Annotated in this window: 12 protein-coding genes, 1 tRNA gene and 1 other RNA gene; 8 read left to right on the top strand and 6 right to left on the bottom strand. The window is 54.5% G+C overall.

The features are described from left to right. Window positions 1-134: 134 nt before the first annotated feature. The gene (locus ABHF33_RS08830) at window positions 135-1,295 is read right to left on the bottom strand and encodes a GGDEF domain-containing protein (RefSeq protein ID WP_348943619.1); all 1,161 of its coding nucleotides are present in this window, start codon (window positions 1,293-1,295) and stop codon (window positions 135-137) included. Between the two features lie 207 nt (window positions 1,296-1,502). Here ABHF33_RS08830 and ABHF33_RS08825 point away from each other — a divergent pair, with 207 nt between their 5' ends. The 3 genes from ABHF33_RS08825 (at window position 1,503) to ABHF33_RS08815 (ending at window position 3,730) form a co-directional block, all read left to right on the top strand. Further along, window positions 1,503-2,450, top strand: coding sequence for a carbohydrate kinase family protein (locus ABHF33_RS08825; RefSeq protein ID WP_348943618.1), 948 nt, complete (start codon window positions 1,503-1,505; stop codon window positions 2,448-2,450). A gap of 188 nt (window positions 2,451-2,638) precedes the next feature. Then, window positions 2,639-3,064, top strand: a complete 426-nt coding sequence (locus ABHF33_RS08820) for a ProQ/FinO family protein (RefSeq protein ID WP_348943617.1) — start codon at window positions 2,639-2,641, stop codon at window positions 3,062-3,064. Between the two features lie 90 nt (window positions 3,065-3,154). Continuing rightward, the gene (locus ABHF33_RS08815; protein WP_348943616.1) at window positions 3,155-3,730 is read left to right on the top strand and encodes an SRPBCC family protein; all 576 of its coding nucleotides are present in this window, start codon (window positions 3,155-3,157) and stop codon (window positions 3,728-3,730) included. A gap of 48 nt (window positions 3,731-3,778) precedes the next feature. On the opposite strand, the gene ABHF33_RS08810 is transcribed toward ABHF33_RS08815, so the two are convergent. Beyond that, a tRNA-Phe gene (locus ABHF33_RS08810) sits at window positions 3,779-3,854 on the bottom strand. A gap of 288 nt (window positions 3,855-4,142) precedes the next feature. Here ABHF33_RS08810 and rnk point away from each other — a divergent pair. Together rnk and ABHF33_RS08800 are read left to right on the top strand one after the other, a co-directional pair. After that, window positions 4,143-4,553: a nucleoside diphosphate kinase regulator gene (gene rnk / locus ABHF33_RS08805; RefSeq protein ID WP_157670783.1), complete on the top strand. Its 411-nt coding sequence runs from the start codon at window positions 4,143-4,145 to the stop codon at window positions 4,551-4,553. Next, the gene (locus ABHF33_RS08800) at window positions 4,554-5,594 is read left to right on the top strand and encodes a hypothetical protein (protein ID WP_348943615.1); all 1,041 of its coding nucleotides are present in this window, start codon (window positions 4,554-4,556) and stop codon (window positions 5,592-5,594) included. A gap of 129 nt (window positions 5,595-5,723) precedes the next feature. Here the strand turns inward: ABHF33_RS08800 and rnpB are convergent. Then, window positions 5,724-6,156: RNase P RNA component class A (gene rnpB, locus ABHF33_RS08795), an RNA gene on the bottom strand. Between the two features lie 776 nt (window positions 6,157-6,932). Between rnpB and ABHF33_RS08790 the strand changes: the two genes are divergently transcribed. The 3 genes from ABHF33_RS08790 to ABHF33_RS08780 all read left to right on the top strand — a co-directional run bounded on the left by ABHF33_RS08790 (window position 6,933) and on the right by ABHF33_RS08780 (window position 8,613). Next, the gene (locus ABHF33_RS08790) at window positions 6,933-7,709 is read left to right on the top strand and encodes an HNH endonuclease (protein WP_348943614.1); all 777 of its coding nucleotides are present in this window, start codon (window positions 6,933-6,935) and stop codon (window positions 7,707-7,709) included. Window positions 7,710-7,878: 169 nt separating this feature from the next. Further along, window positions 7,879-8,136, top strand: a complete 258-nt coding sequence (locus tag ABHF33_RS08785) for a hypothetical protein (protein WP_348943613.1) — start codon at window positions 7,879-7,881, stop codon at window positions 8,134-8,136. A 99-nt stretch (window positions 8,137-8,235) separates the two neighbouring features. Continuing rightward, the gene (locus ABHF33_RS08780) at window positions 8,236-8,613 is read left to right on the top strand and encodes a type II restriction endonuclease (RefSeq protein ID WP_432803929.1); all 378 of its coding nucleotides are present in this window, start codon (window positions 8,236-8,238) and stop codon (window positions 8,611-8,613) included. Between the two features lie 11 nt (window positions 8,614-8,624). On the opposite strand, the gene ABHF33_RS08775 is transcribed toward ABHF33_RS08780, so the two are convergent. From ABHF33_RS08775 to ABHF33_RS08765, 3 genes are all read right to left on the bottom strand, one after another. Beyond that, window positions 8,625-8,822 (bottom strand): hypothetical protein, encoded by a 198-nt coding sequence (locus ABHF33_RS08775; protein WP_348943612.1) that lies wholly within the window; start codon window positions 8,820-8,822, stop codon window positions 8,625-8,627. Window positions 8,823-8,984: 162 nt separating this feature from the next. Continuing rightward, window positions 8,985-11,279 (bottom strand): YgiQ family radical SAM protein, encoded by a 2,295-nt coding sequence (locus ABHF33_RS08770; protein ID WP_348943611.1) that lies wholly within the window; start codon window positions 11,277-11,279, stop codon window positions 8,985-8,987. 126 nt (window positions 11,280-11,405) lie between these two features. Continuing rightward, window positions 11,406-13,814 carry an ATP-binding protein gene (locus tag ABHF33_RS08765; RefSeq protein WP_348943610.1) on the bottom strand — a complete coding sequence of 803 codons (2,409 nt, stop codon included), beginning with the start codon at window positions 13,812-13,814 and terminating at the stop codon, window positions 11,406-11,408. Window positions 13,815-13,865 lie beyond the last annotated feature (51 nt).

Genomic DNA, 13,865 nt, shown 5'->3' with positions numbered 1-13,865 from the left:
GTCCTTGGGATGATAAGAGCCCAAGTAATGTAGCACTGCTGGTTTGGCCCGATAAGTGATTGATTGATCTAAACATGGCGCGGCTTGATCTAAGACAAGCGCCAGAAAATGCCCACACAGCACTGCCAGCGAAATTATGGCGCGACGGTGATGGCCCCCTCGGGGATGGCTTCGCCACGCAAATGGCCTTTGCGCAGCTGCAGTTTTTCTTCGGCACGTTGCAGTAGCGCTTCAAACTGGTTGCCGTGGCGGCCATATTTAACCAGTGACAGCGTCACCGAAAGGTGAAAACTGAAATCGCCATGCTCAATGGTCAACGCTTCCAGCGCCATTTCGATTTCCACAGCCAGCGAGCGCAGTTCGTGCGAATTTTTATCGCAGAAAATAATGCAGAATTCCTCGCCCGCAATGCGGCCGATCAGCGCTTCATCACCGGCAATCTCGCGGATTTTCTTGGCGCATTTTTTCAAGGCAGCGTCGCCTGAGCCATAGCCATAGCGCTGATTCACCACGCGGAACTGGTCAATATCAAGCAGCATCAGGCCCAGCGATGAATTGTGCTTGCGGGCGCGGTGCAATTCGCGTTCGGCGTGCTCTTCCATGCCTCGCCGATTAAGCAAGCCAGTTAGCGCATCGTAGCGCACCAGCTTGGTCAGGCGCGTGTGCAGGCGATGGGCAATCATCAACTGATAACTGTAGGGCAACACCACGCTGATTGCGCAAGCCAGTACAGCCCAGATCTGGGCAAGCCGATCATGGGGTATTGCGCCAAAGACGTTACACAAACTGGCACAGAGCAATATACCTGCCAGGGCAAATACAGTGAGCACCAGCAAGTAGCGCGGCAGGCTCCACTCTTCGTCATTGCCGGGCTGAAATGCTTCGCGACCGATCTGAAAGGCCAGCGGCGCGAGCAGCAGTGCCTGGAGCAATCCGGCCTGTGCGGCCGAAATCGCCTGCACCAAGCTGGCGATGACAGCCAGCAGACATAGCGGAATCAGCGCAGCCCACCAGCCGAGCACGGCTGGCCGCGCAAACGAGCGACGCGTCCCGGCCAGCAAGCCCAATTGCCCCAGCAATAACAGCAAAATCGCCAGCCAGGCCAGCAGGTCGGCGCTACCAAACAGAGCCAGCGCCCAGACAAACCAGCCGGACTGATGCAGCACCCCGCCGACGGCCAGCGTGGTGATGCCACGCTCGCTATCCTGACTGCGGGCCAGACCGAGATACATCAAGGCGCCCAGTGCCGAACAAATCATGGCCAAGACGGAGAGCGAGTTAAGCGATTCCAACATAAGACAATACTAATGTAAGTGATTTCCCTAATAAAACTAATATGCCTTCACACAATGTCAGGGTAAAGTCAGAACTGACGGATGGCACTTCTGGCAGTACAGGCGTGGTTGCACTGCAACAGTATGGCAACAAACACGCAAAAAATTCATGGCGATGATGACGTCATGCAAACGTATAATGCACAGACCCTCGCTTGGAGAAAATCAATGTCTGCCTTAATTTGCGGCTCTATGGCCTACGACACCATCATGGTGTTTCCTGATCATTTCAAAAAACACATCCTGCCTGAGCAGATTCATATTCTGTCGGTGTCATTTCTGGTGCCAGAAATGCGCCGCGAGCTGGGTGGCTGCGCCGGGAATATCGCCTACAGCCTGAAAATGCTCGGCTCGGAGCCGCTGATCATGGCGACGGTGGGCCAGGATTTTGACCTCTACGCCAAATGGCTAGAGCAAATGCAAATCCGCCAGGACTACATCAGTGTGCAGGAAGGGTTTACCGGACAGTGCTTTATCACCACCGATCTGGACGATAACCAGATCAATGCCTTCCACCCCGGCGCAATGGGCATGTCGCACGTCAATCAGGTGAGCGACGTCAAAGAAAAAATCAGCATCGGCATTGTCTCACCCGATGGCAAGCAAGGGATGCAGGATCATGCTCGCCAGCTGGCGGCAGCCGGTATTCCGTTTATTTTCGACCCTGGTCAGGGCATGCCGATGTTTAGTGGCGAAGAGCTGCTGGAGCTGGTCGAGATCGCCAGCTATCTGACGCTGAATGATTACGAAGCAGAAATGATGTGCAAAGCCACCGGCCTAAACCTTGAGCAGCTGGCTGGTAAAGTCAAAGCGCTGATCGTGACGCTGGGCGCAGAAGGCTCGTGCATTTATGCCGATGGCACGCAGCATATTATTCCTGCTGTTGCGCCAGCTGCCGTGCTTGACCCGACTGGTTGCGGCGACGCTTTCCGCGCCGGTTTGCTACACGGGCTGATGCAGGGCTGGGATTGGCCCACGACCGGCCGTCTGGCCTCTTTGCTGGGCAGCATCAAGATCGCCCACCGTGGCGGCCAGAACCACAAATTCAGCATAGCCGACCTGAAAGCGCAATATCAGGCCGCATTTGGCCAGACTTTGCCCGAAACAGTCGCTTAAGCGCCAAGCTAAGTGCCGCAGTATTTCACCGCCGCAAGCCAAACAGGTCTTCGTTAGTTTTGCTGCGGCGGGTGGCAAAAACAGCCATCGCAGCGCCGAATTTGAACACCCGCCATCACATTCGCTTGGTTACGGTGGCGAATCTGATAAAATGCGCAGGCAAAAAACCCTTTGACGAGCTTGATCGAATGAACACCCCAGAAAACAAACCGACTTCTACACCCACCACTTTTGGCATGTTGAAGGATTTGCAAAAGCAATTTGCGGTATTTCGTGACTGCCAGCCTCTCGCCATCGGGATCGACAAGCAAGTCATCGCCGCCCTGCCGGAAGTGAACCGCCGGGTGTTGCGCAGCGCGCTGGCCATGCACACGCGCTCTATCCGTTATCTGAAAGTGATGCAAAACGCGACCGAACGCGTCAATCTGGATGGCAGCAAGGCCGACGCGGTGACTGAAGAGCAGCGCACATTTGCCGCCACCAGCCTGCATGAACACTTCAAAAAAGCCGCGAATGAGCGCAAGGCACAGCAAGCTGCAGAAGCGGCTGCCGAGGCCGAACGCCAGCGCACAGAAAAACTCAATCAGCTGGCGCAGAAGTTCTCGCGCAACTAAATCCAGATCAACCCCGGGCTTGCACCGGGGTTTATTGATTGTGCCGCCAGATTGCAGTGGCCAAGTACCACGCGAGTTAAAGGACACATCATGCGCTGGTTTCTGATCTTGTTGCTGCTGTGCTCCGGAGCAAGCCACGCTCTGGATTCCCCCATCCTGCCGCTAGTCACCGTACAAGCCAGCGAACGTGACGGCCATGTGCTGTTTAACGCCCAGTTTCTTGCTCCGGTGACGCAGGCCCAGGCCTTCGCCGTGCTGACCGACTTTGACCACATGGCCGAATTCATGCCGAATATGAGCCAGAGCAAAGTGCTATCACGGCAGGGCAATCACTGGCATATCAGGCAGCAAGGCCAGCTGCAGCTGGGGCCGATCAGCATGACGCTGGATTCGGAGCGCGATATCGAAATCCAGCCGATGGAGCAGATCACAGCCCGCTCGATCAATAGCAGCAATGGCGCATTTAGCAGCCGGATGCAGCTACAGGCTCAAGGGCGCTACACCAAGATGAATTATCAGGCCGACTGGATTCCCAATTCGGTGCTGATGCGCACTTTGGGCAAGCAGCATTTGCAAACGCAAATTGCCCAGCAATTTGGCGCCATGCAAAAAGAAATGCTCAGGCGGGGCAAACTGGCGCTGGCCTCGGCGCCGCAAGGCTTGTAATTTCGCACCAATGCAAAAAGCCACCCGAAGGTGGCTTTTTTGTAATTTTGGTGGCCAATCGCGGAATCGAACCACGGACACGCGGATTTTCAATCCGCTGCTCTACCAACTGAGCTAATTGGCCAGTGAATGATTGCTCAGTCACAAGGGTTGCTATTAAAGCCGATCCGGCGCCGCGCGTCAAGCGCTTTATCGCAAATAACCATCCTGTCGGCGTGATTGCGCCGCATCCGGCACGATCACTCAATCAGCAAGGCGGTAATATTCACATTAAACCTATGGGGTATAGCTGGGTCTACCTGACTTGCTATTGCCCACAGCAATATACCCTAGCGGCAGCGCATTTCACGATGTGCTGCCGTTTATTGTGCTCAATCATTTGGGACAAATGTTTTTTAGAAGGATGCAGCTGATGAGTTTACCCCCGATTACTGTTTCTGCTCTGGATGCCGTGCGGCTGGAAAAACTGCTTGAGCGCCAGGCGGCTCAAGGCCTGGCCGATATCAGCGGCCTAGAGAACGAGCTGGCACGGGCTCATATTGTTGAGCCGGAAAACATGCCGCCCGATGTTGTGACGATGCGCTCGCAAGTGTGTTTTGAAATACTGCCCGAAGGTAAAACATTTGAGCTCACATTGTGCTACCCCGACGAGATGAATGGCAGCCGCGAGCAGATTTCAATTCTGGCACCCATCGGCTCGGCCATTCTGGGTCTGTCAGTCGGGCAGGAAATCAGCTGGCCCACGCCTGCCGGCACGCAGCTGCGTGTGCGGGTCAAAGCGCTGAGCTGGCAGCCGGAACGCGCTGGCATGCTGCTGATGTAATTGCCCCACGTGCGCCAGCCACGGGGAATCGACTATGATGGTTCTTTTCTCCACGCTGGCCGCACCATGGCGCTGTCCAACTCCCCTTTACCCCATCTCGTAGCCGATCTTTCCAATCCATCCCGCACCTGGGAATGGTTGCAAACCAATCCCAGCCTGACCGAGCTGGCGCAGCAACACCCCGCGCTTTGGAGCGAAGTGCGGGCCGAGCTGGCCGAGGTGTTTGCCAGACGGGATCCGGCTGAATTGAAAGCGTTGCTGGCGCAGGCCAGCCAGCGCAAAGCGCCGGGGCAGCGCTATTTAAGCGGTGAACGCGAAGGCCGGGCCTTTGCACTCTTTGTCCACGAACAGCTACGCCAGCGCCTCACCGAGCAGGCTTTGCGCCAGTACGCGCTATCCAGCGCCAGCGGCGTCAAAGCGGGCAAGGTCCGCTTTAATCTGCTCAATGGCCTGCTGGCGCAACATCTGCTGTTCGAACGCGATCTCATCCGCAAACCGGTTTCGATGACCCGCTTCAAGCTGATCTGGCCACTACTCTGGCAAAAACGCCGACTCATGCCGCTGGTCGAAAAACGCGGCATCTGGTGTTTTTACAGCCATGAGCTGATTACCGGGCTGGCAGCGCTGATCGGCGCGCGCCGCACGGTTGAAGTGGGTGCTGGCGATGGCACTTTAAGCCGTTTTCTGGCCGCACAAGGCGTCGAGATTACGCCGACCGACGATTACAGCTGGGAAAAAACCATTCAGTACCCCGACGAGGTTCAGCGCTATGATGCCATCGCGGCCATCTCGCGCTTTAAACCCAAAGTCGTGATTTGCAGCTGGCCACCATCGAATAATCATTTTGAGCGGCAAATCTTCCGTCAGCGGGAAGTGGAAACCTATATCGTGATCGGCAGTCATTCACGCTTTCTCACCGGCAGCTGGCGTGATTACGAAGAACAAACACAATTTGACTGGCAGGAATACCCAGCACTTAGCCAACTGGTTTTGCCGCCGGAGCTCAAAGCAGGAGTATGGGTATTTCAACGTAAGGCATGATAGAAAAGGGCTACAGCCCTATACCCTAGCAGCCATGCAAATAGTCGCATTAGGCCAGCAGCGATCGGGCAGCAAACTCGCCCACATCAGGCCAGCGATTCATCCGGATAATCGGTGAAATAAGGTGGAGTGCGAAGCGGGCCGATAAGCCGGGTCCTGTCCGGCTGTTGCCAGCCGTGACCATCATTCCTCTAGGCGCGCCATTACTGACGCGCTCAAGCAACCTACCCGTAGACTCAGCGAGCAACCTCAACGCCTACTGCTTGGTCTTGCTCCGAATGGGGTTTACCCTGCCAGCGACTGTTACCAGCGCCGCGGTGCGCTCTTACCGACCCCTTGCGGGGCTCCCCGTGAGGCGGGGACACCTTTTCACCCTTACCAATCGCCCGATTCCGGCCATCTCATCTGGCCGTTCAACTCGGATTACTGGCGGTTCAGCTCTCTGTTGCACTTTCCGTCGGCTCGCGCCGCCTGGCCGTTAGCCAGCATCCTGCTCTATGGAGCCCGGACTTTCCTCCCCCGCCAGCATTACACTGGCAGCAGCGATGGTCTGTCCCGCTTCGCGGACGCGATTATCCGCGCAATAGGGCAGCGGGGCAAGCAGACAAAGCCCGGCGGTGCGCTTTGTCTTGAGCCCGGCTTCTTGCCACCACCAGCGCCAAAGTCCGTTTTGACCGCGGGCTTACCGCCCGTGCGCACCACTGGCTTACCACGGGGTATAGCGCCAGCGGTATTTCTAGCATTGCCCTGCTGCGATTTACTCCGGTTAGGTATCTTACCCACCGAACCCGGCCCACCGCCGCCGCGCGCGTTGCCCTTTGGGGCTTGCATCGTTTTTTCGGCGGCTGATTCGGGGGGAATCAGTTGTTTGGGGCAGCACTAGCCACAACCCACTTGAAACAGAACAAATGTTCGACATGAGTAGCGTTTGCTCTTATCATCTGGGTATTTTCCGTGCAAAATGCACAAAAAAAACCCAGAGCTTTCTCATGAATCAGCCTCTTGATCTTGCTCATAAGTATTTAACCGAGGCATTACGCCTCTACCAAAAAGCAGATTTGGCGAAGAGGCTTGGCATAGACCAAAGCACAGTAAGACGATGGAGAAAGGGAAAAGCAACCCAACCCTGATGTTACCTAACAATTACATCAATTCGTCTTGTCTTTTGAAAATCAGGACAAAAGCACAAATGAATTTCGTGTTATTGGACTGTTTGCGGAGGTGGCGTATAGAGACAAGCATTTAAGCTTATTGTTGGGAATTGTATATTTAGTAGTGAATGGGGCAGTTACACGCAAACAACCGCCATGACGGAAAACTAATCAAGGATCCACAGCTATGGCAAATAATTGGTCTCGTGATCAACTATTGATTGCCGTTAATCTCTATTGCCAACTCCCCTTTGGGCGACTTCATAAGAATAATCCTTTGATTATTGCGGCAGCTAATAAAATAGGCAGAACGCCCAGCGCCTTAGCAATGAAACTCTGTAACTTTGCGAGCCTTGACCCAAAAATCACTAGTAACGGTCGAAAAGGGTTAGTTGGTGCATCATATTTAGACAGGGAAATCTGGGCTGAATTTATTGAAGACCCTGAAAATATAGGCTATCAAAGCCAGTTTATGGTTGACCAGCTCGCACAACAGGATATTGCTCTTTCAAGCCTTTCGAGTACCGAAGAAACTGTCGATATCCCAAGCAATTTCTACAGCGAAAGTACCATTATTCAGAGCAAGGCACGAGTGAAACAAGCATTTTTCCGCAAAACCGTATTGAGCAGTTATGAGCATCGTTGTTGCATCACGGGACTTGCCGAACCCAAATTACTTGTAGCGAGCCATATCGTGCCATGGAGCAAGGATGAACATAATCGCCTTAATCCAGCTAATGGCTTATGTCTTTCTGTGCTACATGATAAAGCTTACGATCAAGGTTTATTAACGATCACACCTGATTTCATTATCCGAGTCTCAAATAGACTACTCAAAGACCAAAGTGCAATGGCTCAGGACTACTTGTGTCGATTTAATGGAACAACAATAACATTGCCCAAAAAATTCACTCCAAACCCCGATTTTCTGGCTTACCATTTTAAGCATGTATTCGTTCAATAATTCCTCACTTGAAAATAAGTAGCCAGTTACAACTGAATGGAATAACTAAACCCACATAGTGTCAAAGCCAATTAACAGGTGGCATCTACACGGAATGAAAGGACAACTTCCATTTGGTTACGAAGTACTATTTATATTTTTTATCTTACGTTGCAAATGAGATACTCTAATGCATAAACCACCGTTCCATAGCATCTGTGCAGCTATGCTCAGCACATATTATGGGCTTGAGCTGAACGACACTACGCTCGCCGAGGATTATGCTAAAGACCTCGAGCAAGTTGAAGATATTTATGACATTCTAAATCAGTTCGCCAGTCGCTATGATTTGCAGAGGATAGATATGCTGCTCAATCAACCACTCACTCTAGAAGATCAGGTAAGAACAGAGAAAAAGTTAATTAACAAATTCTCGCATAAATTGTAATGGCATAAGCAAACATAGTTTCTATGTCAGCAACGTGAGATTCGCAGAAAATCCAGAGTCGGCCATGCTTTTGAAGGGCATCTGAATCACCTTTTTCAATTGCATGGCTTGAAGTTTGAGCAGGGTCGCGGCAAAGGCAAAGTAACAGAAAACAATGCAAAACCAGACTTTCTTTTCCCGGATTTTGCCAGCTATCACAATCCACTTTTTCCCGATAAACAACTTGCGATGCTCGGTGCAAAAACTTCCTGCAAAGATCGCTGGAGACAGGTATTAAGTGAAGCGAATCGGATTGGTCGCAAACACCTGATTACTCTTGAGGCTGCAATCAGCGAGGCCCAAACTTTGGAAATGGCAGCGCATGGGCTGCAATTAGTGATACCAGAAGCAATTCAGACGACATATAAACCCGCGCAGCGTGAACAACTGCAAAATCTCTCAGAGTGGCTTACCGAACGTAAATCACTTCAGATTTGAAATTACTGAATTCAACCACTCTGCTGATCGATGAAAGTGCGCGCAGCTTTAACTGCACACTCAAAATCAAACTCAAGGCCATCTTCAATGATGGCTGACGAGACGGAAATGCAGTAGAGATAGCCTTCGCGGTATTGATCAGGATTTTCTTCAATAAAAATAGAGTAGCCGCGATAACTTTCTTCATGACTTTTCATTCTGGCTAACATAGCGATTCCCCACTGTGACTGCTTTAATTATCAGCCGGCAAGGAATTGACCGTCTACGGACTATGAGTCACATTCAAACCAATTAATACAAGACCCTGCAAAATGGGATGTGGCAGCTCTTGGCGTAAGAGCTGCCACAAGTTCGCTGTAGCGAAGTTTTGTTTAACGTGCTTTTTTAGTGGCCAGTTTGCCTGAAGCAGGCTTGGCAGCGCCGGGTCTGCTTGCCAGACGTTGCTGGCCAAATTTGGCGGCACCGCCCGCCGCCCCACGGGGTATAGCGCCAGCGGTATTTCTAGCATTGCCCTGCGGCGATTTACTCCGGTTAGGTATCTTACCCACCGAGCCCGGCCCGCCGCCACCGCGCGCATTGCCTTTGGGGGCTTGCATGGTTTTTTCAGCAGCCGATTCGGGCGGAATCAATTGTTTGGGCCCGGTGCCGATTAAATCGGCGCGGCCCATGCTGATCAGTGCTTCGCGCAAGATCGGCCAGTTTTTCGGGTCGTGATAGCGCAAGAACGCTTTATGAATCCGGCGGCGTTTTTCGTCTTTGATGATGTCGACTTTTTCCGAGCTACGATGGATGCGTTTGAGCGGGTTGCGCTTGGTGTGCCACATCGTCGTCGCCATCGCCATTGGCGTCGGCGTGAAGGCTTGCACCTGATCGGGGCGGAAGTTGTTTTTCTTTAGCCACAGCGCCAAATTCATCATGTCGTCATCGCTGGTGCCCGGATGGGCGGCGATAAAGTAGGGAATCAGATACTGCTTTTTACCGGCGAGCTGGCTGTAATGCTCAAACATGTCTTTGAAACGCTCGAAAGCGCCGATGCCGGGCTTCATCATTTTCGACAGCGGGCCATCTTCGGTGTGCTCCGGCGCGATTTTCAAGTAGCCGCTGACGTGATGCGTGACCAGCTCTTTGACATACTCGGGCGACTCCACCGCGAGGTCGTAGCGCAGACCCGAGCCAATGGTGATTTTTTTCACGCCATTGATTTTGCGCGCCTTGCGATACAGCTGAATCAGGCTGCTGTGGTCGGTATTCAGGTTTTCGCAAATGCCCGGATAGACGCAGCTCAAACGACGACAGGATTGCTCGATTTTCGGGTCTTTACAGGCGAGGCGATACATATTCGCCGTTGGCCCGCCCAAGTCAGAAATGTGGCCGGTAAAGCCTTCGGTCTTGTCGCGGATTTCTTCGATCTCGCGCAAGATCGAGCCTTCCGAACGGCTTTGAATAATCCGCCCCTCATGCTCGGTGATCGAACAGAAAGTACAGCCGCCAAAACAGCCGCGCATGATATTGATTGAAAAACGGATCATGTCCCACGCCGGAATCACCTGCTCACCGTAGCTCGGGTGCGGATTGCGGGCGAAATATTGATCGAAAGCGTAATCCATTTCGGCGGTTTCGAGCGGAATCGGCGGCGGATTCATCCACACATCGCGCTCGCCGTGCTGCTGCACTAGCGCCCGCGCATTGCCGGGGTTTGATTCCAAATGCAAGGTGCGGCTGGCGTGCGCGTAGCTGACCGGATCGTAGGTCACCGTCTCGAACGACGGAATGCGAATCACGGTACGGCCACGCACTTCGCGGCGTGCGGCTAGGCGTGCTTCACGTGAAACGATGCGGATAGGCTGCGGGGCATCACTGGGGGTATTGCTCTGATTGGCTTGCTGGCGTTCGCTTTCATCGGCATACGGGTTGATATGCGGATCAATCTTGCCCGGAATATCAACGACTGAAGAATCCAGCTCAGCCCAGCCTTCGGGCATCCAGCCATGCGGCGCGAGGAACGCCGTTCCGCGCACGTCGCGGATTTCGCTCATTTTCTCACCCGCAGCGACGCGCTGCGTCACTTCAACCAAGGCGCGTTCGGCATTGCCGAACAGCAGCAAATCGGCTTTGGAATAAATCAGCGCCGACTGGCGGATTTTGTCGCTCCAGTAGTCGTACTGCGCAATGCGGCGCAGGCTGGCCTCGATCCCACCGGCCATAATCTGCACGCCCGGATACGCTTCGCGGCAGCGCTGGCAATACACATTCAGCGCGCGATCGGGGCGTTTGCCCGCCATGCCGCCAGCAGTGTAGGCATCGTCCGAACGCGGCTTTTTGTCGGCCGTGTAGCGATTGATCATCGAATCCATATTGCCGGCGGTGACGCCGAAATACAGCCGCGGCTTGCCCAACTGCTTGAAGTCGTCGGCTGAGGTCCAGTCCGGCTGGCTGATAATGCCGACGCGAAAACCCTGCGCTTCCAAGAGGCGGCCAAGCAGCGCCATGCCAAAACTCGGATGATCAATATAAGCGTCGCCCGTCACAATAATGATGTCGCACTCATCCCAGCCGAGCTGATCCATTTCCTTGCGGCTCATCGGCAGGAAAGGCGCAGGCTGGCGCGGCGTTACGCCTGCGGGTAGTTCGTAAATCGGTTTAAGCGGGGAATGAGTGGAATTCATGGCGACGGCGAATAGGGCTAATCGCGCATTGTCGCAGATTTGGTAATTTATTGCAGCTAAATGCTTGTTTTTTATCAGATAAAATAGCCAAGACCGCTTAAATAACCGGATAAAAACTAGGGGTTTTTAGCCTGCAGGCGTGAAAGTGACGCTCGACAAGTTGGCGCTGGCGGGCAAAGTCAGTGTAATTTCAAGGCCTTGCCCCGGCTCGCTGCGCAAAGCAATTTCGCCGCCCAGCTTGCCATGCACCAGCGAATACACCTGATACAGACCTAGCCCACTATGCCCCTGGCCAAACTGCGTCGTGTAAAAAGGCTCGAAAGCTTTTTGCTGCAGCTCGCTGACGATGCCCACGCCGTTATCGCGATACAGCACTTGCAGCTGACCTGCGCCGGTGTACTGGCTGGCAATCTCGATCTGCCCGCTCTGGCCGGGCGCAAAAGCATGGCGCAATGAATTCTGGATTAGCTGCGCCACGATCAGCTCCAGTACCGCGCGATAACTCAGGATGTGCAGGCCTTCATCAAGCAGGTTGTGAAAGCGGATCAGGCTGGCGTCGCTGCGCGCGGCATAGCGCGCAATAATCTCGTCAACCAAGGATTTAAGGCCCAGCCGCGCGGCCAGCATGGCGTCGTCGTCGGCCGCCAGCTGGCGCAAATCGCGGATCATGTCGCTGGCACGATGCGCATTGCGCTGGATAATTTCGGCAATCGTGTGGCCTTCGGCCAGAAATTGCTCCAGCTGCGATTTTTTCATGGCTCCCGCATCAAGCAAGCGGCTGATCTCGCTGCTTTTTTCGCTGAAAGTACTGGCCGCCGTGAGCACGCTGCCCAGCGGGGTATTGAGTTTATGCGCAAAACCAGCGACCAGATAACCGAGCGCAGCCAGTTTTTCGGCCTGCACCAGTTTCTGGCTGGCTTGCTGCAAAGCCTGACCGCGCTCGGTCACGCGCAGCTCGAGCATTTCATTCTGGTTTTGCAGCTGCTCGTTCAGGCGGGCAATCTGCAGCTGGTATTGCCGCTGCTGATGCTGGGCCAGCGCCCGACTGGCGAGCAAGCCCAGCTGGGTGGCGTGCTGCAGCTCGTCGCGCTGCCAGTTGCGTTGCTGATGCAAATGCTCGAACGCCAGCACGGCAACGCTGCAATCATTGAGCCGCACCGGCACCAGAATCAGCGCACTGATGCCCTGCAGATGCAGGCTCAGCTCGCTCCATTGCCAAGTGTAAACGTGCTGTGCAGCCGAATGCGCCACCACAATTTCGCCCGCTTCCAGATAGCCAAACAGCAGCTCCAGCTTGCTGCGCGGCACATCGGGGCCCGCTTGCAGCAATGCGCCGTCCTGAGCCACGCGCAGCAAGCAGTGCAAGGTTTGCCGGTCGGCCGACCATTGCCAGAAGCTTGCCTGCGCCAGCTGCAACACCTTGCAGGCGGTCTGGCACAAAATCTGGCTGAGCACGGGCAAATCGCCCTGCTCCAGCCGTGGATCGCTGGCCAGATCAAGCAGCATCTGGTCGGCATTGGGCGATAAACCGGCAATCTGTGCAATCTGTTGCAAGGGGTCGCGCTGCAAGGACTGATTGATTTGCCGTTCGAGCTGTTGAGCCTGCCGCTGCATTTGCAGTGCGGTGGCAAAATCATCCAGCGCCTCGCACACTTCGGCCAGTAGATACAGCAGCTTCATTCTGACGTGCGAAGCACCGGCCTGCTTGGCAATTTCCAAGCCATGATGCACCTCTTGCAATGCTTCTTTTGGCCGCGCCATGCGCAGCAAACATTCGGCGCGCAGCAATAGCGATTGCGCCCATGCCCAGCGATAGCCGGTGCGCTCGGCAATCACGCAGGCCGAATCAAGCGAGCGCAGCGCCAAGGGAAATACCTGTTTGGTCACATACAGCTCGCCAATCCGCATCAGCACTTCGGCTTCGTCATCGGCGTGCTTCAGCTCGCGGGCGGTATCGAGGGCAAAATTGAACGCCGCCAACGCTTCGTCGCTGCGGCGCAGTTTGTGCAGATTCACGCCCAGATTGATATGCGCTTGCAATAGCAGCCAGCGATCATCCAGCTGTGCGCAACGCTCGATCGCCTCCTGATGCAGGCGCACTGCCGACGCCGGATCACCCAGCGCGTCATATATCTGCCCCAGCCCCATTTTGGCTTTCACCCAGCAGACGTATTGCTGCGACAGCTCGGCGGTTTCCAGGCAGCGCGCCCAGGTTTGCATCGCTTCCTGATAACGCGCGCTGGCATACAGGGCGCGACCAATCAGATTGAGCAGGCGTGCTTCGGCGGCAAAGAGATGATGGCCCTGCGCCATTTGCAAGGCTTCGTACTGCAGATCCAGGCTGGTGTCGCCATAGGTAATCTGCGAGAGCAGCTCGACCGCAGTAATAAAACCCACAGCATCGCGCTCGGCGCGCGTCTGCGCCAGCAGTTGATCGAGCGACTGCTGCGCCAGCGTGCGCTCGTTGTGCAACTGGCCTTCTATCTGCGCCACCAGCTGGGCAAATTGCGGCGTCGAGCTAAAGGGTTGCGTCATCGCTAACATACTGGAGCTACACTCGGGTCAATGGCTTTCAGTGTAGCCGCT

Origin of the sequence: Chitinibacter sp. FCG-7 (assembly GCF_040047665.1) — a bacterium.
GTDB lineage: Bacteria > Pseudomonadota > Gammaproteobacteria > Burkholderiales > Chitinibacteraceae > Chitinibacter > Chitinibacter mangrovi.
The sequence above is the reverse complement of the archived record's forward strand: the minus strand, read 5'-3'. Positions and strand labels throughout refer to the sequence as shown.

Excerpts from the sequence above, each read along its gene's own strand:
- ABHF33_RS08830 (WP_348943619.1), bottom strand. The coding sequence starts at position 1,295 with ATGTTGGAATCGCTTAACTCGCTCTCCGTCTTGGCCATGATTTGTTCG.
- ABHF33_RS08825 (WP_348943618.1), top strand. The coding sequence starts at position 1,503 with ATGTCTGCCTTAATTTGCGGCTCTATGGCCTACGACACCATCATGGTG.
- ABHF33_RS08820 (WP_348943617.1), top strand. The coding sequence starts at position 2,639 with ATGAACACCCCAGAAAACAAACCGACTTCTACACCCACCACTTTTGGC.
- ABHF33_RS08815 (WP_348943616.1), top strand. The coding sequence starts at position 3,155 with ATGCGCTGGTTTCTGATCTTGTTGCTGCTGTGCTCCGGAGCAAGCCAC.
- rnk (WP_157670783.1), top strand. The coding sequence starts at position 4,143 with ATGAGTTTACCCCCGATTACTGTTTCTGCTCTGGATGCCGTGCGGCTG.
- ABHF33_RS08790 (WP_348943614.1), top strand. The coding sequence starts at position 6,933 with ATGGCAAATAATTGGTCTCGTGATCAACTATTGATTGCCGTTAATCTC.
- ABHF33_RS08785 (WP_348943613.1), top strand. The coding sequence starts at position 7,879 with ATGCATAAACCACCGTTCCATAGCATCTGTGCAGCTATGCTCAGCACA.
- ABHF33_RS08775 (WP_348943612.1), bottom strand. The coding sequence starts at position 8,822 with ATGTTAGCCAGAATGAAAAGTCATGAAGAAAGTTATCGCGGCTACTCT.
- ABHF33_RS08770 (WP_348943611.1), bottom strand. The coding sequence starts at position 11,279 with ATGAATTCCACTCATTCCCCGCTTAAACCGATTTACGAACTACCCGCA.
- ABHF33_RS08765 (WP_348943610.1), bottom strand. The coding sequence starts at position 13,814 with ATGACGCAACCCTTTAGCTCGACGCCGCAATTTGCCCAGCTGGTGGCG.